The sequence below is a fragment of the Bremerella sp. P1 genome, assembly GCF_028748185.1.
Lineage (GTDB): Bacteria > Planctomycetota > Planctomycetia > Pirellulales > Pirellulaceae > Bremerella.
The window spans coordinates 4,470,968-4,494,746 of sequence record NZ_CP118164.1 but is presented as its reverse complement, the minus strand read 5'-3'; the positions used below and the strand labels follow the sequence as shown (position 1 = coordinate 4,494,746).

Genomic DNA, 23,779 nt, shown 5'->3' with positions numbered 1-23,779 from the left:
CAATTTCCACAAGGCCAATCTTGGGCAACTCTTCATGCATACTGTTCTAAAGACGAGTCACAGTAATGAAATAATCGTTGGCATTTGCTGAAGTATTCTACATTTCATAGGTCTCGGCTGGAGTTCTTCCTCAGCTAAGAACTCTTGGGACTTAGGCTTCGGTGTAGCGTTTGAATAAGTCATGCACTTCTTGCGGTGTGTGGCACTTTAGCGATAATTTCGCGGTCTCCTTTAGTTCGCCAAAACAAACTTGACGAATTGCGTGACGCACGGCGGCAGCACGGTGAGGAGTTACACTCAATTCGCGAACCCCTAGCCCAACAAGCAAGCGTGCAAAATCAACATCCCCAGCTTCCTCTCCGCATACACATAAGGGACACTTGTGCTGATCAGAGGCATCGACAATCAGTTTGATTGCTCGGATCACCGCCGGGTGCATCGCGGAACAATCATCGTTGCTATCAATGAGGCTCCGGTCCACTGCTAACATGTATTGCGTTAAGTCGTTTGTGCCGATCGCCACGAAATCAGCCAGTTCTAGAATTTCGTCTAAGGCAAATAACGCCGCCGGCGTCTCAATCATTGCGCCAATTTTTGGTCTTTGCTGGATCCCAACGTAGCCGGTCGCTCGTTCAACGGCTCGGATTGCATGTGAGAAATCTTCTGGGCCAATAACCATAGGAAATAGGATACGAACATTGGCAGTCCTAGCTACGTGTAAGATTGCCTTCAATTGAGTATCCAACAGTTCCACTTCCTGAAGTGAAAACCGTAAGCCTCGCAAGTCGAGACTGGCATTGGCGTGTGGTTTTTCTGAAAGTAGGAAAGGTGGCAATTTGTCGCCGCCGAGATCGAATGTTCTTATCGTCAGGGGAAGATTACCAAGACCACTCGACATCTTACTGTATATTTCGACTTGCTCCTCCAGACTGGGACGTTCGCGTGATTCAAGGAAGAGAAACTCCGTTCGAAAGAGTCCAACACCAGAAAGGTTATGCTCGACGGCATCCTTGGCTTCCATTGGCAAGCCCATATTGCCAAACAACCTGATCGATACGCCATCACTAGTCACGCAAGGGAGCTCCTCTTCTCGCGCGATCTTAGACTTGCGAGACTCACGCTCTTTTGCGTGGGCTAAGAAAAGCAACTCCGCTTCCTTAGTCGGCGTGATTTCGGCACGTCCGGTCTCGCCGTCAACGAGAATTCGAGTTCCTGGTTGAACTCTTGATACAAGTTCTGGAATTCCGGAAATCGCTGGAATCCCGAGAGATCGGGCAACGATTGCTGTATGGCTAAGAGTTCCTCCACGTTCGGTAAGGATGGCAACGACACCGGACTTGACCAGTTCCACGGCTTCCGATGGCATTAGCTCACGGGTGATGACAACAGAGCCTGCGGGCAATGGTTCGCGCGAGCAAGGAATGGGAGTGATGAGATGCTTTAGAATTCGACGTCCAACGTCACGAACATCCTGCTCACGTTCGCGGATATAGTTGTTCTCAAGTTTCTCGAAACGCTCTATAAACTCTTGAACGACCCCATCCAAGGCCTCTTCAGCATTAATTCGATCCGTCGTAATTCTCTTACGTACAAGAGCAGCGATCTCTTGAGCTATCGACGCATGAACTGACAGGAGTTGCGCTGTGCCTATGAGTCTTGGTTCGTTTAGGGCAAACGTTTCGGCGGACTTCAGTTCCTGTGTTGATTGAGCGAGGGCATCATCGAGTCTGGTTTCCTGGTTTTCAACGTCCGTATCAGAAACTGGCCGATTAGGTAGTTCGAGTCTTCGTTCGACTTCATAGTCGTAGACGATAGCAATTCCGTCCGCCATACCTGGTGACAAGGGAATTCCCTGTAACGTGATCATAGTAATTAGCCACCTTCCGTTGTAATGTTTTGTCGATCAAGATCTTGGGCATTGCGACAAACCCTCATTCCCACTCCACGAGAAATGCTTCGCAAAGAGAGTATGTCACGGCCAGAAGAACTAGCCTTCTCCACCAATCTCAAACTCGAATGAGTTGGAAGGATCGAGGTGGTCGGTCAAATCTTCTAAATCTTCTGCTGCCTCTCCATGATCTCGCTTCGCCTCATTGAACATTGCTTTGAGCCCGTCGAGATCAAGGATGCCGTGTGCCAGGAGCGCACATTGAACGAATCCAATCCAACGATGCAGTTTCGTTGCCGGTGTGTCGTCGGAATGCTGCTCGATTTGTTCGCACATCCATTCGAGATGCGTAGGCTGTAACGCTTTCGGCAGTCTCGATTCGGTGATCTTGCGTTCTTGAATTAGTTGCTTACATTGCCGCGCCATAGCAGCAATCAGGAGATATGAGTTGTCCATGAGACGACTCCTTCGATTAGTTCATTTACTTCAAAAAGTTAGTGACGTTTCCAACAGTCTTGGCTGAGATGTCACGTACCCAATCTCAATCGGGCACCATTGCTGTGTTCGAAGCGGCCAGATTCGCTATCAAGGGGAAGCGACGACTTGATCGCTGCTGTGAGACTGGCACGTTCTGTGTCTGAATATTTCCGTCGCGAAAAGCCTGACCCAAAGAAACGGGAATCTCGGCTTCGGCGTGTACGACGCTCGCACGACTCTTGGCATGCTTTGCTCGCATCTCTTGATGTTTTGCGATCGCCATAGCACGTCGTTTTTCGGCCAATGCCAGGGCAATGCGGAAATCTGCGTTGGCCTGGTCTATCTGCAACTTGGCTCCAATGTTTCGCCCTACATCGATGTCTGCAATGTCGATGGAGACAATTGCGTAGGCCGTATCCGCATCCAATCCCTTATCCAGAACCTTGCGTGTAATTAGCATCGGATCCCGAAGTGCTTCCTGGTAACAATCGCAAGAACCAATTGCCGAGATGACCCCCTGACCGACACGTGCCACGACGGTCGATTCCGTTGCACCTCCAATAAGCTGCAGCAGATTTGTCCGGACGGTTACTCTTACCATGACTTTAAGTTGGACACCATCCTTCGCGACACCGTATAACACGTCGCTTCGAGCATCGTCGGGATCGGGGATCAGGATGACCTTGGGAAGGATGCTCGTCTTGACCGCATCCAGAATATCTCGTCCGGCAAGATCAATCGCGGCTGCCGTATCCCAATCCAAGCGAATGCCTGCCCGATCGGCCGCGATCACAGCTAGTGTCACGCGACGGATATCACCTCCGGCCAGGTATAATGCTTCGATAACGCGAGTCTCCACTATGGCCAATCTTGACTGAACCGCCATGATCTTGCATTCAACCACGGCGTGTGGATTGACTCCTCGCAAGGACATGAAAATGAGATTGACAAAGCCAATACTTGCTCCGGTTGAATAGGCCTGCAACCATAGTCGGAAGTACCAGATCAAGAGGATGACTACGACGGCCAGGATGCCCCCGGCTAGAACTAAGCTCAAGTATGCGATCATGTTCGTTCGCTTTCGCACATCGTTGATGTGCATTCAATTGCATCGATGCACGCTTCGATGAGACAAGAAATCCGTGCAAGGAAGCAAAACTCGAATAGCTTGAGTCACGCGGGCCAGCATCACTGAGAGTGTTGCCCACGTGAGAAATGACCGGCCTCGTGCTTCAAGCTCGATAAATCAGCCTAGCGTACGACTCAGGATCGGTACTTCTAGAGATCTGCCTACCCGCCAATGAGGCTAAGTCAGACGCAAACGCGATAGCTCTCGGAAGTCGATATTTCCAAGTCACCACCTTTGTGATTTGTACGTGCGTATCCCAGTCAAATACGCAAATGCTTCCGATCTTATGAGCCGACTTCGGATGCCTGCGGAATTAAGCAATTCGCTTGCTCTTTCGAGCTTTAATCCGACTAAGCTTCCTCTCTGCGGCTGTTTTTACATTTGGCGCAACTTCGTCCATCGCCAATACCGCGTTCAAGTCATCGGCCCCCTCGGAGGCCATTCCTGCAGCGACATGGACAAGTCCACGATTATAAAGAATCATGGCCCTCATTTCGGACGGCGTGTCCGGTACACCAAGGGCCATTGTATAGTCCTCAATTGCCCCTTGATGATTGTGCTTCTTAGCCTTGCTCATACCTCTTCGGTACAAAGAATTTGCTTTGTTGCGGTCCGATAAGTAACTGATCATCCATTCCAATAGTGTCACTAGGCCGTCCTTTCTGTGACGCGTTTGCGTCCTTTTGATGAACGTTTGCGGGCGACTGCCGCCGGAAACTCCAAGCAGCGTTCCTGCACGGTAAGGAATCGTTTTCCATCGGTGCGCTCGTATCGCTCGGCTCGAACGAACCAAAATGCCAGACCTCCGCTATTATGCTTCGGAGTTTCGTCAGAGGTCGCAGCGCGAACACCTAACGAGCCTTTCTTTCCCGTTTTCTGCCAGCCTCGACGCTCCATAATCATTCGAACGATGACCCCAATAGCTTGTCGCAAACGCGTTGTACGTTTTACATGAACCCCGGCCAGAAACTGATTAATCTCTGGCTGAGCTTCGAGTTCACGCACGACACCAGCAAGTGGTGCTCGATCGTGATGAGTTTCTGACTCTTCCATTCGTCGCTGCCGATCCGCATCGCTAAAGAATTTGAGCACCGCATCGAAGGGTTGTTCTTGATCGTTCACGACATCGGCAAACTTATTACCTTGCCGGTCGGCCAAGAATGCATTGCGTGTGATTCGTATACGCGACATTGGGTTCTCCTGTGCCTCTTCTTCCGAGATCTTTTATTAGATCCCCTTTTTTGACGTACAAATATTGTATCTTTTATTTCGTGCTGAGGATATGGAAAAACTTTGAACAAGGTCAACGATTCATGCTATCGGTTCTGCTATCACATCCTGCACGCCGGTATTGGCATGACTGGATCTGATGGTCAGCACAGTGGTTACATCATTTGGAGCAGAGTTTCGAGGGCCACATTGTGCGTCCGAAATAGATGCCGGACGAGCGTCCGCACTGAGGCGAATGCCCAATACCGCTGCGTTGTTTGCCGATTACTTTGGGATTTGACCTATCCTGTTCCTTGAATGGGGCGTAGACTGCTTACGGTTGGTCAGTCGATCGTGACTACGCTTTCACCCCTTCTCAAAGGGCTGGTCCCCGACGCTCTTTCGCCCGTCCCAACTAGTAGATCGTACTTTCGATCACTTTCTTTTTTCTTTCGGGACGCGGCTATGTGCCATTTCCTGGTACTCAATTTGGAGATCTGTGTTGGGTAAAAAACTGTATTGCGGCAATCTTAGTTACGAAGTTTCCACATCGGACCTGGAACAAATGTTCGGTGCTTTCGGCCAAGTCGAAAACGCCCAGATCGTGATCGATCGCGACACGGGTCGCAGCAAGGGCTTTGGTTTCGTGGAAATGAATTCCGATTCCGAAGCGGAAGCGGCCATCAATGGACTGAACGAATCGATGCAAGGCGGCCGAAGCTTGACGGTCAATGAAGCCAAGCCGCGTGAAAGTCGTAGTGGCAGTGGCGGCGGATATGGCGGTGGACGTGGTCACGGCGGCGATCGTGGTCGACGTTATTAATCGCAACAAACGCGATTTCTAAATCTGGATCCAAGGGTTCAATTAGGTCGCGCGTGTGCGGATGTGGCAGCACGTCCGCATACGCTATCTTTTCTTCTACTGCCACGGGGAAGTCATGGCCAAGAATACAAACACTATTGAAAAGCATCGCCGCGAGGTAGAAAAGAAACGCAAAGCGGAAGAAAAACGCAAACGGAAACGCATCCGCAAGGAATCAACCTAGCAATTCTTCGTTATCAACGATGACGCCCCAACGCGCGTTGACTTGGGAATGGATTCGATCGCGCGCCGCTTCCCAATTTTATCGCGAGCGACGAATGATGCTCTCCTCTACCGAGATAACCGTCCTGCAATCATTTCGCAAGTTTTATATGGAACCTGGCGAAATGCTCTGCTTCAACGGTGTGGACTTGATTGCCAAGACGCCTGCCTTGGACAGCTTGGTCACCAAACGATTCCTTGTTCGTGAAAAATTCGCCGGTGCATTCTCGCTAACTCGTAGCGGCTATGCCGAAATGCGAAGTTCTACCTGAGGTAGTCTGCGGCTTTGTGTGTCGATCTCTTCACATGTCTTGCGTTGGTCGTTTTTACTTAGGCGGCAATTATCGCAAACCATTTAGGAAGTCTGAGTAGGAGTTGATTTTGGTCCGCTGGCCACGGAATAACACCGGCATTGAGGCTATCCAACAATTACCCGAACGATTTCAAAGAAGCGAAGGAAGGCGTATCACAATTCAGCTAGAGAAACAACATTCCCCGCTCCGAGTAGATGCTCTTGTCTTCCACATGTCGAGTCGCCAAGTCCACCGCCATCACGAGCGCCACGATCCCATCAATCCGCTCCTGACTCTTCTTCTAGGACGGTTTCCAGTTGTCGGCCGCATCTTGCTCGATTGCCACGTTGCCAGCCATCCAGCGGAGCACAGGGTGCCCGGCGTGACGTAGCTTCCTGGACAGGACTAATTCTTCCAGCTTCTTCGTCGGTGCCGACATACTCGCATATCCCTGGACAAACGATACGATCTCGAATCCATCGTCATCGAGTTGCGTGGCCAATTGTGTCGCATTCCATCGGTCGATCGCGATCTGTTCGATCTTGAATCGTTTGCCCGATTCGTTGATCCGGGCCCGGATGCGTTCGTAGTCGACAACTTCACCCGGTGACGCTTCGACGTACCTATGCTGAATCCACGGCACGTAGGGGGCGTGGTCTCGTTTCTCACGCCGCTTGGCACCTTCCTCCGGTACCCAGAAGAACGGCAGCACGTCGTATTGGTCATCTTCCTCAAATACAAGGACAAGGGCGGAGATATCGGTGGTTGAGGATAGGTCTAGTCCCGCGAAACAAGTGCGACCATCCAGTTCCGCCAGGGCATCATCGCATGCGTCCCACTTCTCCATGTTCAGCCACCTCGACTCCTGCTGCGTCCACTGGTTAAGCCTGTACCGACGGAAGGAGTTCTCCTTGGCGGGTGATTCCTGGGCTTCCCGACAGTCCTCGGCGAACTGTTCCGCGTCGATGGTAATGCCGAAACTAGGGTTCGCCTTCTGCCACACCTCAGGCGTGGTCCAGTCTTCCTCAACATCCGCGGCGGAGATGTAGGGGAAGAAGGCCGTATCCTCAACGATCCCCTCCAGGACCTGCCGCGCGTATTCGTGCTGTTCCCAACAGATGCTCAACCGATCGAACCCCGCAGTCGTAATGGCCAGCATGAGGGGCTGTCTACGTGAAGCACCCGCGTAACGTAGCGTGTCCCACAGTTCCCGAGACTTCTGAGCATGGAGTTCGTCCATCAGCACCGCATGGGCATTGAGGCCTTCTTTGGTCGGCACCTCTGCGGATAGGGCGCGATAGAAAGAACGACTGCGATGGTCCACGATCCGCTTGGTGGAACGGACCACTTTAAGACGCGACGCCAGGTGCGGTGAGTAGTCGACCATATTAGCTGCTTCATTGAACACGATGGAAGCCTGATCCCGATCCGAGGCTGCGCTGTAGATTTCGGCCCCCGGTTCGCCATCGCACGTCAGCAGGTACAAGCTCAAGCCAGCAAACAGTGTGCTCTTCCCATTCTTCTTAGGCACCTCGATATAGCCGCGGCGAAAGCGACGAGTCCCGTCAGCTCGCTTCCAACCGAACAGTGGGGCCACCACGTCGGTCCATTGCCAACCTAACAGCTCGAACGGTTTACCGGCCCACTGGCCCTTCGAGTGCTTCAGAAACCGGAGGAAGAACTCACGCACGCGTTGGGCCGCTTCTTCATCGAACCAACAGCCATCGTCTACGGCACGCTCGTCACTGGAGCTTCTCACCCACTGCTGAGTTACGTCCACTACCCTGCCCCCACAAATGCGTCAAACTCATCCTCGGCAGACTTCTTGGTTTCCACGCGGATACGACTGCGGCTGGATGGCGTCAGACCGAACTCGACCAGAAACTTCCGCATCGATTCCATCGCTTGGTCAGCGACCGTTAGATACGGCGATTTCATGGGGAAATTCTTTTCGGGGGACTTCACGATCGTGCCGAACTTCTTCACTTGTTCTTCTGCGTGAACCCAGCGGCTGTACACCGTGCAATAGGCAGCAAGTGCGGCGCGATCGGCTGTACTGAGCAGGCCCATTTCCGTGAGAATTCCCGAGATGCGGTCCCACTCCTCCTGAGCCACTTCGTCCAGGAACTCTGGGCACGTCGGTACATCGCTAGGAGCATTCGGCTCGGCCTTATTGAGCGAACGCTTACCAGGATTCCCCTCGCGGATTTTCAGTACCGTCGGCTTCGGTTTACGACCTCTCATTCTTCACCCCCTGGCTTCTAAATTCGCGGGCGCATATGTGTTTGGGGGCACGCGTTCCCATGCCGACCAGCGTCACTATTTGACCCGCCCCCGGGCCTCTGAGAGGCTCCTGGAGCCTTCTAGCGGCATCTCTGCGGGCTTGCTGAATGGCACTCACATTGACCTCCGTACTCGACCCGAAAAGTTCGTTATCTCGCTCTGTTTTAGCTCGATGATGCATGCGACAAAGCACCTGCGTGTTGTCTATCTCGAGTCGCCAGTCGAGTCGGACGTGCAACGGGATGATGTGGTCGACGTCCTTGGCTGAAGTGCTTAGACCACGCTTCAAACACTCCTGGCACAAGTAGTAATCGAGTTGGCGCCGACGCTTGGCGATCCGTTCCCAATCGGCGTCGTAGCCTTGCGAGGAAGACGAACCGCGCCGCACCTCGTAGATGTCTCGACCGACGCGTCTCTTCGTATCGCTCCGCCTTTTCAAACGCTTAGGCATGGCACTACCTCCGTGTAGAGAGAATCTTCTGAATTGCTGCTGGATGCGCTTGATGTGTTTTCAAATGCATGGCTCATGTGTGTCCACGCGACACGGATCGCGACCAACCATTTACTATTTGGAGAAGAACCATGACCACGAAGAAAACCACTCGCACGACCGCTGCTACGAAGAAGGGCAGCACCAAGGGCACCACGAAAGGACGATCCGCAAAAGGCACGAAGCCAGCCGAAGCCAAGCCCGCTAAACAACCCGCCACCAAACGCCTGTCGGCTCTCGACGCCGCGGCCAAGGTACTGACCGAATCGAAGGAGCCGCTGAACGCCAAGCAGATGATCGACGCGATGGCCGAGAAGAAATACTGGTCCAGCCCAGGCGGTAAGACGCCGCACGCCACGCTCTACTCGGCGATCCTCCGAGAGATCAACACGAAAGGTAAAGACGCCCGGTTCAAGAAGACCGAACGAGGCAAGTTCACGACCAACGGCTAGGCCACTCGGTAAATTGCCACACAACGCCCGACGTTCGCTACGTTTGGGCGTTTTTTCGTTGGTGGCTTCGTTACGCCAGTCTTCTACTCCGGCGCCACACGGCCCAACCTCGCGGCCCAAAAGAAAGCTGCTGAATCGCTGCGAACGAAGCTTGATGTTTTCAGCTTTCCATGGCTCATGTGTGTCATACGAAACGCAACCCAAACCGGAGACCGAACCATGCCCGCCAACGCCCACGAAACCAAACTTCGCGATGCCTTCCAGAAGATGGATCCACACCAGTACCAGGAGATCCGCGACGCGTACTACAAAGCGGTCGAAGGCCTGCAGAGCCTGGCCCAATCGCTGGAGTTCGCTGACATCGGGGTGGGCGACACCAACGACCATGTCCTGATTCAGGAGCACCTGGTTGCGGTCGAGGCGATCCACGTGATGAACCAGAGCTTGTTGGGGAAGATTCTGTAGAACGCTCACGCCACCACCTCCGCCGAAACACGTTCAGCCTTCTTCCCAGTAAAAGATTCCCACCTTTCAACAATTACGTCCGCGTAGGCCTGATCCAGTTCCATCAGATACGCTTTGCGACCAGTCTGCTCACAGCCAATCAACGTCGAGCCGCTCCCACCAAATAGGTCGAGCACGTTTTCACTCTCTCGCGACGAGTATTGAATCGCTCGTACAGCCAGCTCCACGGGCTTCTCCGTCAAATGGACCATTGCCTGCGGATTGACCTTCTTCACGTGCCACAGGTCGGTGGCGTTGTTGGGACCAAAGAACTGGTGGGCTGAGCCTTCTTTCCAACCGTAAAAGCACCATTCGTGCGCGCCCATGAAATCTTTTCGCGTCAACACCGGATGCTGTTTATCCCAGATAATCGCCTGACTGAAGTACAATCCATGCTTCTTGAGAAATGGCGGATAGTTCGCACAGTTGCTGAATCCGCCCCAAATATAGATGGCACGTCCAGGCGCCAACACTCGTGCCATGTTGCCGAACCAAGCGTCGAGTAACCGATCGAACTCCTCGTCCGTCACGAAGTCATTCGCCAGCGGTCGATCCTTGGCCCGCATCTTCTTGGGGGCACCATTCGACTTACGTTTACTCGAGTCTGCAAAGCTGCTATTCCCCGCGGCGATGGCGTTTCGGCTGCGTGGTTCCACCTTCACGTTGTACGGCGGATCGGTATTCACAAGATGAATCACGGCACCGTCGAGGAGGCGATCAACATCCTCCGCCTTAGAACTATCTCCACACAAAAGTCGATGGTCGCCGAGGATCCACAAGTCGCCTGGCTGGGTGACCGGATCATCTGGTGGCTCAGGCACATCGTCGGGATCGTTCAGCCCGTCCTTCACGTCGCCACTGAGCATCTTGGCCAGTTCGTCGTCCTTGAAACCAAGCAGCCCTAGTTCGTAGTCGGCGTCCTTGAGGGCACTCAGTTCGATCGGCAAGAGATCCAAGTCCCATTCGGCAATGGTCGCCGTTTGATTGTCCGCGATCCGACAGGCCTTCAGCAATGTGCACCGGCACATGGGTCATGCCCAGTTTCTGAGCCGCCTTGAGCCGCGTGTGTCCGACGATAATCACGCCCGCTTCGTCCACCACGATCGGCTGCCGAAACCCAAACTCGACCAGGGACTTCGCCACGGCATCAACTGCGCCGTTGCTCACGCGCGGGTTGCTAGGGTACGGTGTGACGTCCGCGATATTCCACTGTTCGATCTTCATAAGTACCTCCGTGAGTTCACAGGTTGATAAAGAACTGAATCCAAATCGCGGCGGACAAGATCACCATGAAAACAAAGAACGCGTCCAGCGCTAGGACCATCCCGCCACGGCGCGTCACTAGTCGTTCGATTCGCTTCTTCCATTGCCACATGATTTGCCTCCATTTCGTTCAGATAGATCGCTGCCGAACGTTTGCCGAACCTTCAACGTGCACGTAGGTCGTTGCAGATACACGACTTAAGATGGGTGACACCTGCATGGTGCCGAACCCTTGCCGAACGTTGTGCCGAACCTTTGCGTCGACATAAGTGGTTGGCAAACAGTTACTTAGATGGTCTTGCCGAACCTTGCCGAACCTTTTTCCAGTACACCCTATACACGTATACGTGTAATGCATGATGTTATTTACTCGCGCATTGCTCTCGGTTGCTTTTAAGGTTCGGCAGGTTCGGCAGTCTGTTTGCATCTCGTTACTATCCTTGTACTTAAGTGTGCCGAACCTTCGTCAATTCAACGTTCGGCAAAGGTTCGGCAAAGCCCTAAAGGTTCGGCACTTTCTCGGTGATTCCGACGCGATAGACGTTTCCTTTGCGTTCTTCTGATCGAATGAACGTAGCTGTGCGGCCGTCGGTCAGCTCAAAACATTCGGCAACAAATCGTCCGGCCAGCATTCCGAGCTTCGTCGTCTTCGAGCGAAGGGAACCGTCTCCAAGTTCTTCACTCAGGAATCCGTTCATGTCGCAGTGCTCGACCAGCTCTTTGGGCGCCCACATGCCTTGGGGATGTTCGGCCATCGAGGCGACGAGGTCACTGAACTCACGACGTGTGTCATCGAGTTGCACCGCGGCTTCCTCACTGTTTAGCAGGAAGTCGGGTTCACCGTTGGCTTCGAGGATGCCGCCGATAACATTGCCCCAGCCCCGCTTGTTGAATCGTGAGTGAGTTGTGGCAAGGGTCTTACCCGACGCTTTCCAATGCTCCACCATGCCAATGAGCTCACCGAGTATCTCGAGGCGATGTTCCATGGCATATCCTTCTGGATCATCGATCGAGAACGAACGACGCTCAGGGTTTCCTTCATGGAAGAGATTAACCACGATGCTTCGTGTGACCAGGTCCCGGCTTACGTCAGGCGAGTTAGCTGTCAAACAGAAGATGTGTGCGTTTTCCGCACGGATATCCTGAGAATGACCGAGCAGTCGAAATGATAGAATCGGGTCCGTAATCGAACGCTCCAGGCAAGCCGAATCGATGCGTGGACTGCGACCTTTACCCTTCGCGTTGTCCACAATGATCATGGTGGCACCGCGCCGTACGATGGATCCTAGACGCTTCTCGAACTCCTCGTCGTTGGCGTTGTACGAGGCCGTCTCAACCGCTTTACCGTCCCGCAGGATGGAGATGATCTGTCCGAGGACCGTCTTACCTAGCCCCGGCTGGTTCCCGTTAAAAAGAACCGCAGGCTTCGAGCCGATAAAGTGCGGGATCAACACGGTCGTTAAGAGCATGCCGATGTAGTTGGTGCGGTCGCCTGGCGTCTTAAAGCAGAAGTCGCGGAGCAATCGATCGAGGTGATGTGTCCCGCGACGTGAAGTTACCTCGGGTCCGGCATAGAAAATCTTCGACTTCGGATCATATCCAGGAGTCACCAATCGCCAGTCGTGGGAATAAACCGGATTGCGGGTGAACAGGTCGATCGCCGGTAAGCGAGAACGTTCCCCAGGATGGTTCAGCCAAGTGCTGCCGTAATTCGGTGGCAAAGGCTTGTAGCTGTACCGCTTGTGCTCAACAAAGAGAAACTCGACGTATTGATTCAAAAGGCCAGATAATTCGGCTGATGAAAGAATCGGAATGATCTCCTCGCCGCTGACGAACACAACTTGATCGGCTCGGACGTAACTGCCACCTATCTCCAGCAGCATATCGGTGATTCGCGACATCGTCTTGGCAACAGGCGTGAAGGATGTCTTCACACAGATCGTCGGATATGTCTCTTCTGGCGGCTTGCCTGGGAGATGTGCGTCCTCTTCATTGAGTCCATCACCATCTGTAGGTCGATGGAACCCAGCCTGGAATTCCAGTTTCTCGAGCGTCTTGGCGCGAACGAGCTCTTCCGCCTTATCCCAAGTGCGATCGAAGTACCGTTCACCCTCTTCGGCGAATTTGCCAACGCCTTCTACGCGCCGCCAGACTTCGTCTTTATAAATGCCGTTCTGAATAGCGAAGCAACACACCGAGAAGTCCGCTTCAGAACGCCTGCCTGGCTCCGTCAGTTCGCTGATCGCAATCAGTTCTGATAGTTTGTCTGCCTTTCCAGCCGACATGCGACGGGGCTGTGGCAGAGGCATGCTGGCAATCTTCTTGGCTCGCTCCTCTTCCGCTGATGCTCTTTTGAACGACTCGAAGTCTGTGAGCGAATACTTTCGCGTCGGATGGCACTCAACGAGTGCTGTGGGCACAGGCTCTTGGCCAGATCGCTCATCTTTTCGGTTGAGAGAACCCGGTATCCGCAGAAGACGCGACAAATCAGTCGTGTGGTCACCACCGACGGTATCCGCGATACCTGCCAAGATGTCCTGGACGTGTTGGGCCTTGGGACTTAGCGTAGGCAGCTTCTGTCGTTGCTCGAGATAGATCTTTTCCTGGTCCTGGACGATGTACTTTCGGGGCTTCTTGCTTCCCTCTTGCCATTCGAGCTGTACCGCGGGCGGATCGCCAATATCATCAATCATGAAAGGCTGGTCGAGCAGCCAATAAAGATGAACTCCATTCCCGGAGTGAACCACGATAGACGGCTCAGGCAGCGATGACTCTTTCAAACGTGCGCGAACCTCGTCGAGGGTGGCATGATCGATATCACACCACAGCGACCGAACGGTCCTGATTTGCCAAGCCAGATCGTACTGACCGTCACCGCCTAATCGTGGACATACTCCAAAGAACAAGTTCAAACGGTATGCCGCAGACTTACGAATTAGCTGCAGCAAGGTTTCATTCAACTGAGAGGGATCAGCTTCTCGATAGCACGTGTTGCGATAATCAACGCTGCTGCGTTTCTTTCCCTCTTCAGTCCAGGTCTCAATGGGCCGGAACAGAATCGTGTCGTGCTCGCCAAAAAGTGTGGTCAGAAATCGATTGGCGATTTCGACGTCTTCGAGCATGTCGCCTGGAGGATGATCTCCCTGCGTGTTTGACTCCATTCAATCGGCCCTCCTAAACCTGGCATCCGAGCGTTTGATGTGCGACGACTAAGCAGCAACGGCCTCCACGGGCTTCTTCACCCGTTCGATACGAAACGCATCTGGCCCCATCTCCCGGGTCAGAAACCCGACGAACAGCCGATTGAAATCCATGCCGATATCCGTCCCTGCATCAATGACGCAGCTCATCTCTTCGGTGTCGAAGAAATGCGTGGCATCCATTCGGGTTTGCGACTCGCCGCGGAGAGACTCACACGCCCAGATCGATAGCAGAATCGCGGCCTCGACATCATCACTAGAAACGTCTTTAGCAAAACGGTATCGATACACTTCAGTCTTCATAGGTCGTTCCTTACTTACGTATTGGTCCCTATCTATTAACAACCCAACTCCGTCGCGAAATCACGAAGGAATTTGCAAATATTCTGAAAGTCCCATCTCCTCAAATCGATGACGGATCTTTGGGAGCCATGCGTCAATGGTTGATCGTGGAACATCCATGTTTCGCGCGGCCTCGGCGACGGTACCATTCATCAGATGTTTACAAAGTACGCGAAACCGAGGATCACGTAGTCGCTGGATACAGGCCGCCACATCTTCCCGAAGCTCGGCAAGTTCCTGTTCACAGCGAAGCTCCTGGCTACGGCGCGAGGGCTTCTCGTGGTCCTGCAGCACGTTGGCTAGTTCCATCGGCCCTTCTTCCTCGGTCGTCACTTGAACATGGATCGAGATCGTTCGGCGGTGATCCCGCTTGGGAGCCTTTCGGTCCCGGATCACGCTTGCGATGTGACGACTGACCGTCTTAGCGACAAAGGCCTTCCAATGCGGATCGTCGGGGTTGGCCTGGTCGAACTTCCCAGCCAGTTTCAGAAAGAGTGTCTGCTCAAGTTCGGCGCGGTCAGAGTCGGTGAAGCCGTGGCGACCAATCAGCTGGCGAGCACATTTCTGCACATAGCCCTGCGTGAACGAATCGAGCGGCTTGGGCTCCGAGGTGATGGGCTCCGGAGAGTCCGCGGACGTGTGTCGGTCCTTCATTTCTGCAATCTCCATGTCGAGGGTGATTGCCACCGCGAAACTTGCGATGACAACCCCCGGCGGAATTGCAGCAAATCGAACAAAAAAGCCTGCGGCTCGACCTAAGTCGCTACCCCGCAGGCATTTGCAGTTTCCAATTGTTCGAATTGCAGTTGCACAAAATCAAGCAAACTGCAATTTCTAGGTTTTGCGTCCTCGAGTAATAGGCCCAGCGAACGACATTACTTGGTCCACATCCAAGGCAAGTTCCCAGTAGATTCTGAGCTCGACCGCATCATCATCCTTTAGGGCTCGATTGACGTCTGACGTCGTCATGTCGAGCTGCTTGGCGAGTTCCTTCTGTTGAGGACGCGGAAGTAACCTTGGCGTCCCGGTAATTTCCTTCGTGGAATATGCGTGCTCCCGAGCGTTAAAAACATGCTCAATCAAGGCCTTTCGCAACTTGGCGATACTATTGAGACGGGATCCTCGTCTTTTGGGTGTTGCGTTCTTCGACCCTTTCGACGTTGGCCAAGCATCTTTGACCCATCCTTCAATCTCCTCGACATTGAGCACCAGCTTGGCAGCCTTGGTCGAAGCTACCCTATCGAGCGGGACAACCAAACTGCCCGCAACTTCATGCCACTGGGTTGAACCGCTCTGAGTCGGCGCGAACACGATCGCCTTCTTGTTCCTCTTCAAGATCTCCACGGCATCACGATGGTGACCAGGAAACGATCGAACGAACCACACTCGACGCGAAGATCCCGCCCAATTGGCTCGCCCGACCTTCCACAGGTAGTCCGGTACCTGCTCTTCCAGCGACAACTTTAGACCACCGAATAAGGCGCGCAGCATGGCATTCGTATCAATCTCCCATTGCTTGAGTCGATCTGGATCGACGCGTTCTAGGCCACAGTCTCCGCAGTTGATGTAGCCATTGCGATTTCCGGCTCGATCGGAGATGTACTCCACCTCGTAGCGGCGACTACAATCACTGCAGTTGGCTGAACCAGCAGGCTCGATTTCACGAAGGAGTTTGTGCTGTTCAACGAAGGCCCAATCGTCACTCTTCCAGCGGATCGTCTCGGAAGCCTGAAAAACTGGCGTCACACTCTCCCACCGAGACAGCAGCGTATTTAGGAGGATCTGCAAGGTCGACATCCCACTTCTTGAGGTACTTCTGAATCAACTCGACGCGTTCTGGACGAGCGTTTCGCAATGAACATGAACGTGGATATCCAATGTCAAAACTTTGTCGGCCATGTTTGCGACCATCCATTGGGTGGAAGATGAAGCAGAACGATGCGCGTGTCACCTGCCATTGAGAGAGCGGCCTCTCCTCAATCTGGATAACCTCTTGGATCGCTTTACCAATGGTGTCCTTTGGATCGGCGTCATCGATCTTGATTTCAACTTCCCTTCCGTCGACGAGGCTAGAGAGACGCAGCTTGCGGATCCGTACACTAACCTTATCCGCGGGCTCAACGTTCAGGCCATCAAATACATACTTCAGCCGATCGAGATCGTATGCAGCGTCCGGGTCATAGTCATTGAGTTTCCAGTGCAAGATCGACTTGGCGAAGATCTTCTCCAGGCGTTCCTTAACCGGTTTGTGCAGCCCTTTCGCAAATAGCTCGAGCGACTCGTGTTTCGGATCGTACGCGAACACGATCGATAAGGTTGTCCGGATCGACTTGGGTGCGAGGTGCCCCTCCTTGTCGTGCACCAAGACGCTCGATACGAAGTCGTCGGGATAGGCAAAGAAGTAAAACACGTCGCCACGTCTGAGCCAGTCAATCGTGCAGTCTTTGCCACGGCCCTGTTCGCGAAGTAGGTCCGTGATCTCTTCCTTCAGATTCTCGAGCGCCGGATCGGAAGTGTCTGGTGAACCATTGTTGGGCAAGTCTGTTCGCTTCCGCCAAAACGACATCTGATCGATTTGGAAAAGGATCTGGCCTTTGTCGAAGATGCCGGGATAGTGCAACCAGATCCACATCGTCCGGCCCCAGATCCCGAGTTCCTCAGGTGCTTCATTCACCAATTCAGACAGACTGTAGTCTCTAGCCGCTTGGAAAAGAGCGGTCAGTCCTGCATCCGATGCAAGATCGGACACGCTGTGCAAACCGCTCTCGATTTCATCTCGCTCTCGGTCGTCGAGCAACTGAACGTACTTGAAGACCGGACCAACATCTCGTTCTTTCTCCCCATCCCACTCCGTCACAAACTCGACATGCCCAAGTCTGACCAGATATTCCCGCAATAGACGGTTCGGAACCATCCGCAAAGTGGTTAACAGCGAAAAGGGTCGTGTTGCCATAATGCCAAATACCCTCATTCCATCGACACAGGCGTTCCCTTGCCTCAGCGCGTATTGTCCCAGCGCGCAACGAAGATGCCTCAAGAACATCATGTACGCAGTGCGACTAAATCGAATTGATCAGGCAAAGAAAGCAGCGCGGACGCGCGTGCCATGGATGCGTGCGGCATTGAAACGGGGAGAGCCGCAGATATCCCCGGAGCCCGTTCGTCCCGGCACCGGACAACCTCTAGAGTGGACAGATGTCCATGTAGCGAGTCCTATCATATCAACACCGCTAGCAGGCACAACCCTTTTTATCTGAAAAGTTCCGCATCGATTTTTTCGGGCCTTCTTTCGTCATTTCGAGTCGCGACTGGGTTGTTAACGGGGTAGGGAAATCTACTTGTTAACCGTTGAACAAAGAAATGGAGGTCGTCGTGCGGTCGTACCTATCGCCCGAAGAATCGACACCAGACCAACGTCGGGCAGAGATCGTTTGCCTCTTGGCTCGAGGTGTCTTGCGCCATCGGCAAACTCTCCCATCGAACTCGGAAACTTATCCCGACGACCGCTTGAGTTCCGTCGCACGATCCCGCTCTCTGGACACTCCTGTTGACTACCAAACTCTCAACCCAGGAGAAGATGCATGTCTTTGAACATCGACAAAGAGGTCGCTGCCATGGAGCGGATGACCGTCAACCAGCTGCGGGAGAAGTACGACGACGTCTTCGGCGAGCCGACCAACGGCAGGCACAAGCAATGGCTGATCAAACGGATCGCCTGGCGGATGCAAGCCAATGCGGAAGGTGGCCTCTCCGAACGTGCCCGGCGCCGTGCGATGGAACTGGCCAATGACGCCGATCTCCGCGTCACCATGCCTCGGGCGAAGAAACCGAAACCTATGTCTGAGGTACAGACCATATCCTCCCCAACAAAGACCCCACTAAGTACACACCTCCTTCCAGGCATGCTCCTACAGCGTGTGTACAAAGGTAACACGATCCGAGTAGCAGTCCTGGCCGACGGTTTCGAATGGGAAGGCGAACGCTACAAATCGCTCACCGCGGTTGCCAAGGCGGTCACCGGCAAACACTGGAACGGTTTTCACTTCTTTGGCCTTCGTAAGAACAGAGGTGGTAAATGAACAAACGCGTTAAACCACCGTCGAAACCCAAGGTGATCCGGTGTGCGATTTACACAAGAAAATCGACGGAGGAGGGTCTCGATCAGGACTTCAACACCCTCGATGCCCAACGGGAAGCGGGTGAGGCCTACATCAAGAGCCAAATGCACGAGGGGTGGGTATGTCTTCCGGACCAATACGACGACGGTGGCTTCACTGGGGCCAATATGGAACGCCCTGCCCTCCGGCGGCTCTTGGCGGATATCGAATCGGGGAAGGTAAACTGCGTGGTGGTTTATAAAGTCGATCGCCTCAGCCGTAGCCTGCTCGACTTCTCACGGATCATGGAGGTCTTCGACAAGCACGAGGTTTCCTTCGTCAGCGTGACCCAGGCCTTCAACACGGCTTCCTCAATGGGGCGGCTGGTCCTCAACGTACTTCTAAGTTTCGCCCAATTTGAACGTGAGATGATTTCGGAACGTACCCGAGACAAAATGGCCGCGGCACGCCGGAAGGGCAAATGGTCCGGTGGGACGCCGATCCTGGGGTACAACGTTGAGAACACGAAGTTAGTCATAAACGAGGCCGAAGCACGACGGGTTCAAGATATCTTCGGGATGTACCTGGAACGGCAATCCCTGCTCGATGTGGCTCAGGAACTCCACAATCGCGGTTGGCGGAACAAGCTATGGAAAACGAAACGCGGAACCGAACGAGGTGGTCGACGCTTCGATAAGGGGTCGCTGTACGCCCTGCTGACCAGCGTGATCTACATCGGCAAGGTTCGCTACAAGAAGGAGGTCCACGAAGGCGAGCAGGACGCGATTATTGATCCGGAGACGTTCGATAAAGTTCAAAAGCTGCTGCAGAAGAATGGCCGGAGTGGAGGCAGGGCGGTTCGGAACAAGCACAAGGCCCTGCTACGGGGGATCCTGAGATGTGCGGCCTGTAATTGTGGGATGAGCCATTCCTACTCGCAGAAGAAAGGAAGCCGCCTCTATCGGTACTACGTCTGCCAAAGGGCTCAGAAACGAGGTTGGAAACACTGCCCTGCCCCATCGATCCCCGCAGGTGAAATTGAGCGGTTCATTGTCGAAGAGATCAAGGCGATCGGGCGCGATCCCCAGGTGATCGAAGCGACGTTGAAAGAAGCACGCATTCAGATGGAAAACCAATCCCAGCGGCTAACAGTCGAACGCAACGACCTTCGGGGCGAACTACGCGACTACCACGCAGAACTAGCGCAGGTGGCCGCGACGGTTGGTCCTGGCGACTCACGGCTGGTAATCGCTCACGACCGGATCGGTGATGCAGAGCGACGGCTGACTGAAGTTGAGAACGAGTTGGCCACGCTCGCTAGCGATCTAATTGACGAGACCGAGGTCACTGCAGCTTTGGCCGACTTCGACGTCGTATGGCAATGCCTGGAGCCGCACGAACAGATTCGGATTGTCGAGCTCTTGATTGAGCGGATTGAGTACGACGGTGATGCGGGGAACGTATCGATAACTTTTCGGCCCAGCGGGATTCGGGCATTGGCTGGTGAGTTACCAAATCGAGAGGAGGTGGCGGTATGACCACGATTAAGCGGAAGGTGGATTTCAATGCGCGTGGACGCGAAAGAAAGCGCAATGCAAGACCTTCAACTAAGGGCGGTCGTGTGCCACGTGTGGCCCGGCTCATGGCGTTGGCGATTCGACTCGACCATTTGATTCAGAGCGGTGAGGTTACCGACCAGGCCGAACTGGCGCGGGTTGGTCACGTCACCCGAGCTAGGTTGACGCAGATCATGAATCTGTTGCAGTTGGCGCCCGATATTCAGGAAGAGATTCTGTTCTTGCCGATGACTGAGCGCGGGCGGGATCCGGTAACGGAGCGGGATCTGAGGTCGATTGCGGCGTTTGTAGATTGGAAGATACAGCGGTGGAAATGGAAAGAGATATTGCAGTAGCCAGTTAAACTAGGACACTCCCACCTCACGCGTTTTGAAAGGCGGGCATCGCAATGATCAGCCAATTAATTGGCAAGACACTGTCTGAGATGCCCCAGTGGCTGCCAATCCGCGTACCAGCCGAAATCCTGCTGGATCGGCCACTGCGGTCCAGCGATCTATTAGCACCAAATAAGTCGTTCGATAGCGGCGAGATCACTATCATTTAGTGTCGCAAGGTTTCCAGAGAACTCAATCTGCTGCCAAATCAGATTAGGTACGCTTCCGGCCACTTTTTGCATTCTCGGAGTAGCGTCGCGGTGACGCGCGAGAAAAACTGTCTTGTGTCCGAAAAACATTGGTATGCCGTCCATCGCACCGCTCATCACCCCAACGTTGGCGAGAGCACTGCCGCCCCTGAAAACTTGATCGATCGACCACAATTGCTTGGCGATGGAATGTTCATTGAAGAATTCATGCGTCCAAAATTCACCGAGTTCGTAGCATGTGGTATCGAAAGAGTCCGGGCCAATTAGAATTGGCTTTGTACCACGCATTCGACAAAGGTCTGCCAATTGACGAATTAGCTCGGCCGTTGAATTTCGATGAGCTTTATACGTCTTGTTTCGGTGCCACAGTAATACCTTTGGTTCTTTTGTCATCAGCGTGTTGAATTGTGGTGGAAGCACCCAATTCTCATCTTGGGCACGCTGCAAGATTTCAGTCGACACCTCGTCCAAGCATCCTTCGTAGTAGGCGTCGCGTATCACATTCGCGGTTTCGCCTGGATGGGCCACTTCTTCGCCTGCCAGATGGTCTCGGGGGTCGCCGACGACAAAAGCATTGAAGAACTCTTGTCCCGCGGCAAAGTCCTCGAATTCCACAGTGACGGTTTCATCCAATATGTAAGCACACGCCGCGTGATAAACTTCGCCAAATTCGCCATTGCCTATTCGTATGCGCATCGGACTGTTTGTGCTAGTTTGTTTATAGAAAAATCCTGCCCACCACCTTTGGGCCGCGAATGTGCAACCTAACACGCAGGTGGTTCACTTTGTAAGTCGAATTGTAGCTGTAGATTGCTCTATTGTCATATCTATTGGTGCGTGATAAGGAATCCCTGCCTAATACACATCGGGCCGACGCGTCGGCCACTTCGATTCAAAATATGGACGTGAACAATCGTGATGCGATGATTCTTGTAGGCCATTTGGATCAAACCACGCCGTCCCTGCAATGGTCTTAGCCCCGTCGAATCGGCAAGCTTCATTCACGCCCTAGAACGAGCCGACAGTCGACAATTGACTCGATAGCCACCGTCAGGCGCAATTGGCGCCGAATATTCAGGAGGAGAATCTCTTTTCGCAGGCAATTTACGAGAAAGGTCCTTTTTCAATAAAGTGATGCCCTTGCTAGAGACAAGTAAGGCGTAGATTCATTTTAGTGCTGGCATCTGCATATCATCGTAGTGTATATATCAGCTATATGCTCGCCACTCCATGACCAGTCTTCTCGACTTACCTTATTTGCACCCAACCCAATGCCACTTCAAATCAGCTATCTCTCCGAAGATTTTCCGAATTTAGGCCCGGTCACAAACGGCACGCAAATTCTTTCGGTCGAATGGGATGAGATACTTTGGGCAGCTATCACAATTGGTCGCCCTGATTGGTTCCATGTAATCGCGCACGGCCGTTCATCGTTCTATGAAGTTATCTTCCGCTGGTCAATGTTACGAATGGCACTGGAACAGACCAGCCAGAACTCAACGCAACTTCGCAGGACTCCAGCCGCAAAGCATCTCGACCCGACTGAGAAAGGAGCGGTAAACTATTTCATTGGGATGGTGATCGCAAAGCTTTTTGCCTGGAGACTACTCGGCGCTCCGTGGCTACTTCATCTCGACATATTTCGTGCTCAACTCAATGTCATGCTGTCCGGTCGCTCAAGACCAGATCTTATTGGTCAAATCAATGGAACCAATCAATGGATCGTCCTTGAATGTAAGGGGCGAGTTAGTGCTCCAGATGACGACGCAAAAGAAAAGGCAAAGAATCAGTCTTTACGAGTTACCAGCATTTCAGGTGTTGCTCCGTCTTATCACATTGGGGCAGTGACTTATCTTCGACGTGACGCCATTACGTTTTTTTGGAGGGATCCCATGAACGAGAACAGCTTAGAAGATAGCAGCGGTTACAAGGTTGAAGTCGATCCTGAAGCATGGCGATACTACTACCAGCTTGCGATGGCATTTGTTCGTGAAGACGAGCGAGCGGTTCCCAACACTGTGGAATCACGCGAAGCCATCACTGATGTGAGCGTAAAGATTCACCCTATTATCCTTGAAGCGTTGGAGAAAGAGAATTGGGAGGTGGCCCGTAGCCTTTGCTCCGAAATAGCCAATGAGCTCAAAGAAGGGGGATACAACATTGACGGAATCGCTGTAAAAGCTGGACCTTCTTGGTCGAAGCGTTTTGTTGAGCCAGGGCCTTGAGAATGTCCATAGAATAGTTCAATGCGAGTAACTGTATCCGAACGCAACGATCTTTGTTCTAAATCGTACGCAGAGAGATAGACTGATGGCTCAAATAAATATTGAAGATATCGTTGATCACCTCAGCTCTGAAATGCGGAGAGCTCTTGAAGATGCCGTGAAAAGCACAATCCCTGGAGCACAATTCGATCAATACCAACTTTTCCGCGAGTTCCGTCGTGCTGTTGGTCGAAAGTGCGGATCGTGGGAAACTGTTCCCGATCATCTTGTAAGAAAGGATTGAGGCAGCGGTACTTCTCCAGATTTCTAGTACTCACCGTCAATCCGACTTGCGTTTTCGCTACCTTAAGTCATCCACTGAGCCATGGAATCCACGCTCCGTCCCTTTTCTATCCGCATCTTCGTCCCCAACGGCGATCCAGACGGTTTGCGCCTCGTAGAGAAGTCCAACTGGACAGGTATTGGCGTCGTCTTTAATCGATCAAACATCAAGGAAGCCCTTGGTAGACCGGAGATCGATCGGACGGGTGTCTACGTTCTCATTGGCCGCCCAGAAGATGGTGCCTTACCGATCGTATATGTAGGCGAAGGCGATCCTGTCCGAGAGCGACTCAAGGCGCATAATAGCAACAAGGACTTCTGGGATTGGTGTGTTTTCTTTGTCACCAAGGATAGCAGCCTCA

General features: G+C 53.1%; 24 protein-coding genes and 1 pseudogene. 8 read left to right on the top strand and 17 right to left on the bottom strand.

From position 1 onward, the window contains the following. Positions 1–151: 151 nt before the first annotated feature. The 5 genes from ptsP to PSR63_RS18910 form a co-directional block, all read right to left on the bottom strand. A complete protein-coding gene (gene ptsP / locus PSR63_RS18930; RefSeq protein WP_274327243.1) occupies positions 152–1,867 on the bottom strand; it encodes a phosphoenolpyruvate--protein phosphotransferase in 1,716 nt (571 codons plus the stop codon). Between the two features lie 120 nt (positions 1,868–1,987). Then, positions 1,988–2,344, bottom strand: a complete 357-nt coding sequence (locus tag PSR63_RS18925) for a hypothetical protein (protein ID WP_274327242.1) — start codon at positions 2,342–2,344, stop codon at positions 1,988–1,990. Positions 2,345–2,429: 85 nt separating this feature from the next. Further along, positions 2,430–3,434, bottom strand: coding sequence for a flotillin-like FloA family protein (locus PSR63_RS18920; protein ID WP_274327241.1), 1,005 nt, complete (start codon positions 3,432–3,434; stop codon positions 2,430–2,432). 373 nt (positions 3,435–3,807) lie between these two features. Continuing rightward, positions 3,808–4,143 carry a hypothetical protein gene (locus tag PSR63_RS18915; protein ID WP_274327240.1) on the bottom strand — a complete coding sequence of 112 codons (336 nt, stop codon included), beginning with the start codon at positions 4,141–4,143 and terminating at the stop codon, positions 3,808–3,810. Further along, on the bottom strand, positions 4,143–4,685 hold the full coding sequence (locus PSR63_RS18910; RefSeq protein ID WP_274327239.1) for a hypothetical protein: 543 nt from the start codon (positions 4,683–4,685) through the stop codon (positions 4,143–4,145). Before PSR63_RS18910 ends, PSR63_RS18915 begins: the two co-directional genes overlap by 1 nt. A 520-nt stretch (positions 4,686–5,205) precedes the next feature. Between PSR63_RS18910 and PSR63_RS18905 the strand changes: the two genes are divergently transcribed. Together PSR63_RS18905 and PSR63_RS18900 are read left to right on the top strand one after the other, a co-directional pair. Next, the gene (locus tag PSR63_RS18905; protein WP_274327238.1) at positions 5,206–5,526 is read left to right on the top strand and encodes an RNA recognition motif domain-containing protein; all 321 of its coding nucleotides are present in this window, start codon (positions 5,206–5,208) and stop codon (positions 5,524–5,526) included. Between the two features lie 317 nt (positions 5,527–5,843). Next, positions 5,844–6,059: a hypothetical protein gene (locus tag PSR63_RS18900; RefSeq protein ID WP_274327237.1), complete on the top strand. Its 216-nt coding sequence runs from the start codon at positions 5,844–5,846 to the stop codon at positions 6,057–6,059. 322 nt (positions 6,060–6,381) lie between these two features. Here the strand turns inward: PSR63_RS18900 and PSR63_RS18895 are convergent, their stop codons facing one another. The 3 genes from PSR63_RS18895 to PSR63_RS28245 are packed head-to-tail and all read right to left on the bottom strand — an operon-like array spanning position 6,382 to position 8,814. Then, entirely contained in the window at positions 6,382–7,860 is a 1,479-nt protein-coding gene (locus PSR63_RS18895; RefSeq protein ID WP_274327236.1) for a terminase large subunit, read from the bottom strand. Continuing rightward, positions 7,860–8,324 carry a phage terminase small subunit P27 family gene (locus PSR63_RS18890; RefSeq protein WP_274327235.1) on the bottom strand — a complete coding sequence of 155 codons (465 nt, stop codon included), beginning with the start codon at positions 8,322–8,324 and terminating at the stop codon, positions 7,860–7,862. The genes PSR63_RS18895 and PSR63_RS18890 overlap by 1 nt, the downstream gene beginning before the upstream one ends. Continuing rightward, a complete protein-coding gene (locus PSR63_RS28245) occupies positions 8,311–8,814 on the bottom strand; it encodes an HNH endonuclease (RefSeq protein WP_443111050.1) in 504 nt (167 codons plus the stop codon). The genes PSR63_RS18890 and PSR63_RS28245 overlap by 14 nt, the downstream gene beginning before the upstream one ends. Positions 8,815–8,945: 131 nt before the next feature. On the opposite strand from PSR63_RS28245, the gene PSR63_RS18885 reads away from it, so the two are divergent. Together PSR63_RS18885 and PSR63_RS18880 are read left to right on the top strand one after the other, a co-directional pair. Then, positions 8,946–9,305, top strand: coding sequence for an HTH domain-containing protein (locus PSR63_RS18885; RefSeq protein ID WP_274327234.1), 360 nt, complete (start codon positions 8,946–8,948; stop codon positions 9,303–9,305). A gap of 219 nt (positions 9,306–9,524) precedes the next feature. Further along, positions 9,525–9,770 carry a hypothetical protein gene (locus tag PSR63_RS18880; protein WP_274327233.1) on the top strand — a complete coding sequence of 82 codons (246 nt, stop codon included), beginning with the start codon at positions 9,525–9,527 and terminating at the stop codon, positions 9,768–9,770. Between the two features lie 5 nt (positions 9,771–9,775). On the opposite strand, the gene PSR63_RS18875 is transcribed toward PSR63_RS18880, so the two are convergent. The 8 genes and pseudogenes from PSR63_RS18875 to PSR63_RS18845 form a co-directional block, all read right to left on the bottom strand. After that, on the bottom strand, positions 9,776–10,837 hold the full coding sequence (locus PSR63_RS18875) for a DNA-methyltransferase (RefSeq protein WP_274327232.1): 1,062 nt from the start codon (positions 10,835–10,837) through the stop codon (positions 9,776–9,778). A 37-nt stretch (positions 10,838–10,874) separates the two neighbouring features. Continuing rightward, positions 10,875–11,033, bottom strand: a pseudogene (locus tag PSR63_RS28240) (hypothetical protein); the annotation flags it as partial. Between the two features lie 16 nt (positions 11,034–11,049). Then, positions 11,050–11,184: a hypothetical protein gene (locus PSR63_RS18870; protein WP_274327231.1), complete on the bottom strand. Its 135-nt coding sequence runs from the start codon at positions 11,182–11,184 to the stop codon at positions 11,050–11,052. Between the two features lie 388 nt (positions 11,185–11,572). Beyond that, positions 11,573–14,233 carry a hypothetical protein gene (locus PSR63_RS18865; protein ID WP_274327230.1) on the bottom strand — a complete coding sequence of 887 codons (2,661 nt, stop codon included), beginning with the start codon at positions 14,231–14,233 and terminating at the stop codon, positions 11,573–11,575. A 48-nt stretch (positions 14,234–14,281) separates the two neighbouring features. Continuing rightward, the gene (locus PSR63_RS18860) at positions 14,282–14,575 is read right to left on the bottom strand and encodes a hypothetical protein (RefSeq protein ID WP_274327229.1); all 294 of its coding nucleotides are present in this window, start codon (positions 14,573–14,575) and stop codon (positions 14,282–14,284) included. Between the two features lie 60 nt (positions 14,576–14,635). Beyond that, positions 14,636–15,268 carry a hypothetical protein gene (locus PSR63_RS18855; RefSeq protein ID WP_274327228.1) on the bottom strand — a complete coding sequence of 211 codons (633 nt, stop codon included), beginning with the start codon at positions 15,266–15,268 and terminating at the stop codon, positions 14,636–14,638. Positions 15,269–15,448: 180 nt separating this feature from the next. After that, positions 15,449–16,360, bottom strand: coding sequence for a hypothetical protein (locus PSR63_RS18850; RefSeq protein WP_274327227.1), 912 nt, complete (start codon positions 16,358–16,360; stop codon positions 15,449–15,451). Continuing rightward, on the bottom strand, positions 16,314–17,567 hold the full coding sequence (locus PSR63_RS18845; protein ID WP_274327226.1) for a hypothetical protein: 1,254 nt from the start codon (positions 17,565–17,567) through the stop codon (positions 16,314–16,316). Before PSR63_RS18845 ends, PSR63_RS18850 begins: the two co-directional genes overlap by 47 nt. A gap of 628 nt (positions 17,568–18,195) precedes the next feature. Here PSR63_RS18845 and PSR63_RS18840 point away from each other — a divergent pair. The 3 genes from PSR63_RS18840 to PSR63_RS18830 are packed head-to-tail and all read left to right on the top strand — an operon-like array spanning position 18,196 to position 20,623. After that, positions 18,196–18,693 (top strand): DUF2924 domain-containing protein, encoded by a 498-nt coding sequence (locus PSR63_RS18840; protein WP_274327225.1) that lies wholly within the window; start codon positions 18,196–18,198, stop codon positions 18,691–18,693. After that, positions 18,690–20,249 (top strand): recombinase family protein, encoded by a 1,560-nt coding sequence (locus PSR63_RS18835; protein WP_274327224.1) that lies wholly within the window; start codon positions 18,690–18,692, stop codon positions 20,247–20,249. The genes PSR63_RS18840 and PSR63_RS18835 overlap by 4 nt, the downstream gene beginning before the upstream one ends. Then, on the top strand, positions 20,246–20,623 hold the full coding sequence (locus PSR63_RS18830) for a hypothetical protein (protein ID WP_274327223.1): 378 nt from the start codon (positions 20,246–20,248) through the stop codon (positions 20,621–20,623). Before PSR63_RS18835 ends, PSR63_RS18830 begins: the two co-directional genes overlap by 4 nt. A 161-nt stretch (positions 20,624–20,784) precedes the next feature. Here the strand turns inward: PSR63_RS18830 and PSR63_RS18825 are convergent, their stop codons facing one another. Further along, positions 20,785–21,567, bottom strand: a complete 783-nt coding sequence (locus tag PSR63_RS18825) for a hypothetical protein (protein ID WP_274327222.1) — start codon at positions 21,565–21,567, stop codon at positions 20,785–20,787. 575 nt (positions 21,568–22,142) lie between these two features. Between PSR63_RS18825 and PSR63_RS18820 the strand changes: the two genes are divergently transcribed. Beyond that, positions 22,143–23,096 (top strand): hypothetical protein, encoded by a 954-nt coding sequence (locus PSR63_RS18820; RefSeq protein WP_274327221.1) that lies wholly within the window; start codon positions 22,143–22,145, stop codon positions 23,094–23,096. The last annotated feature ends 683 nt before the right edge of the window (positions 23,097–23,779 follow it).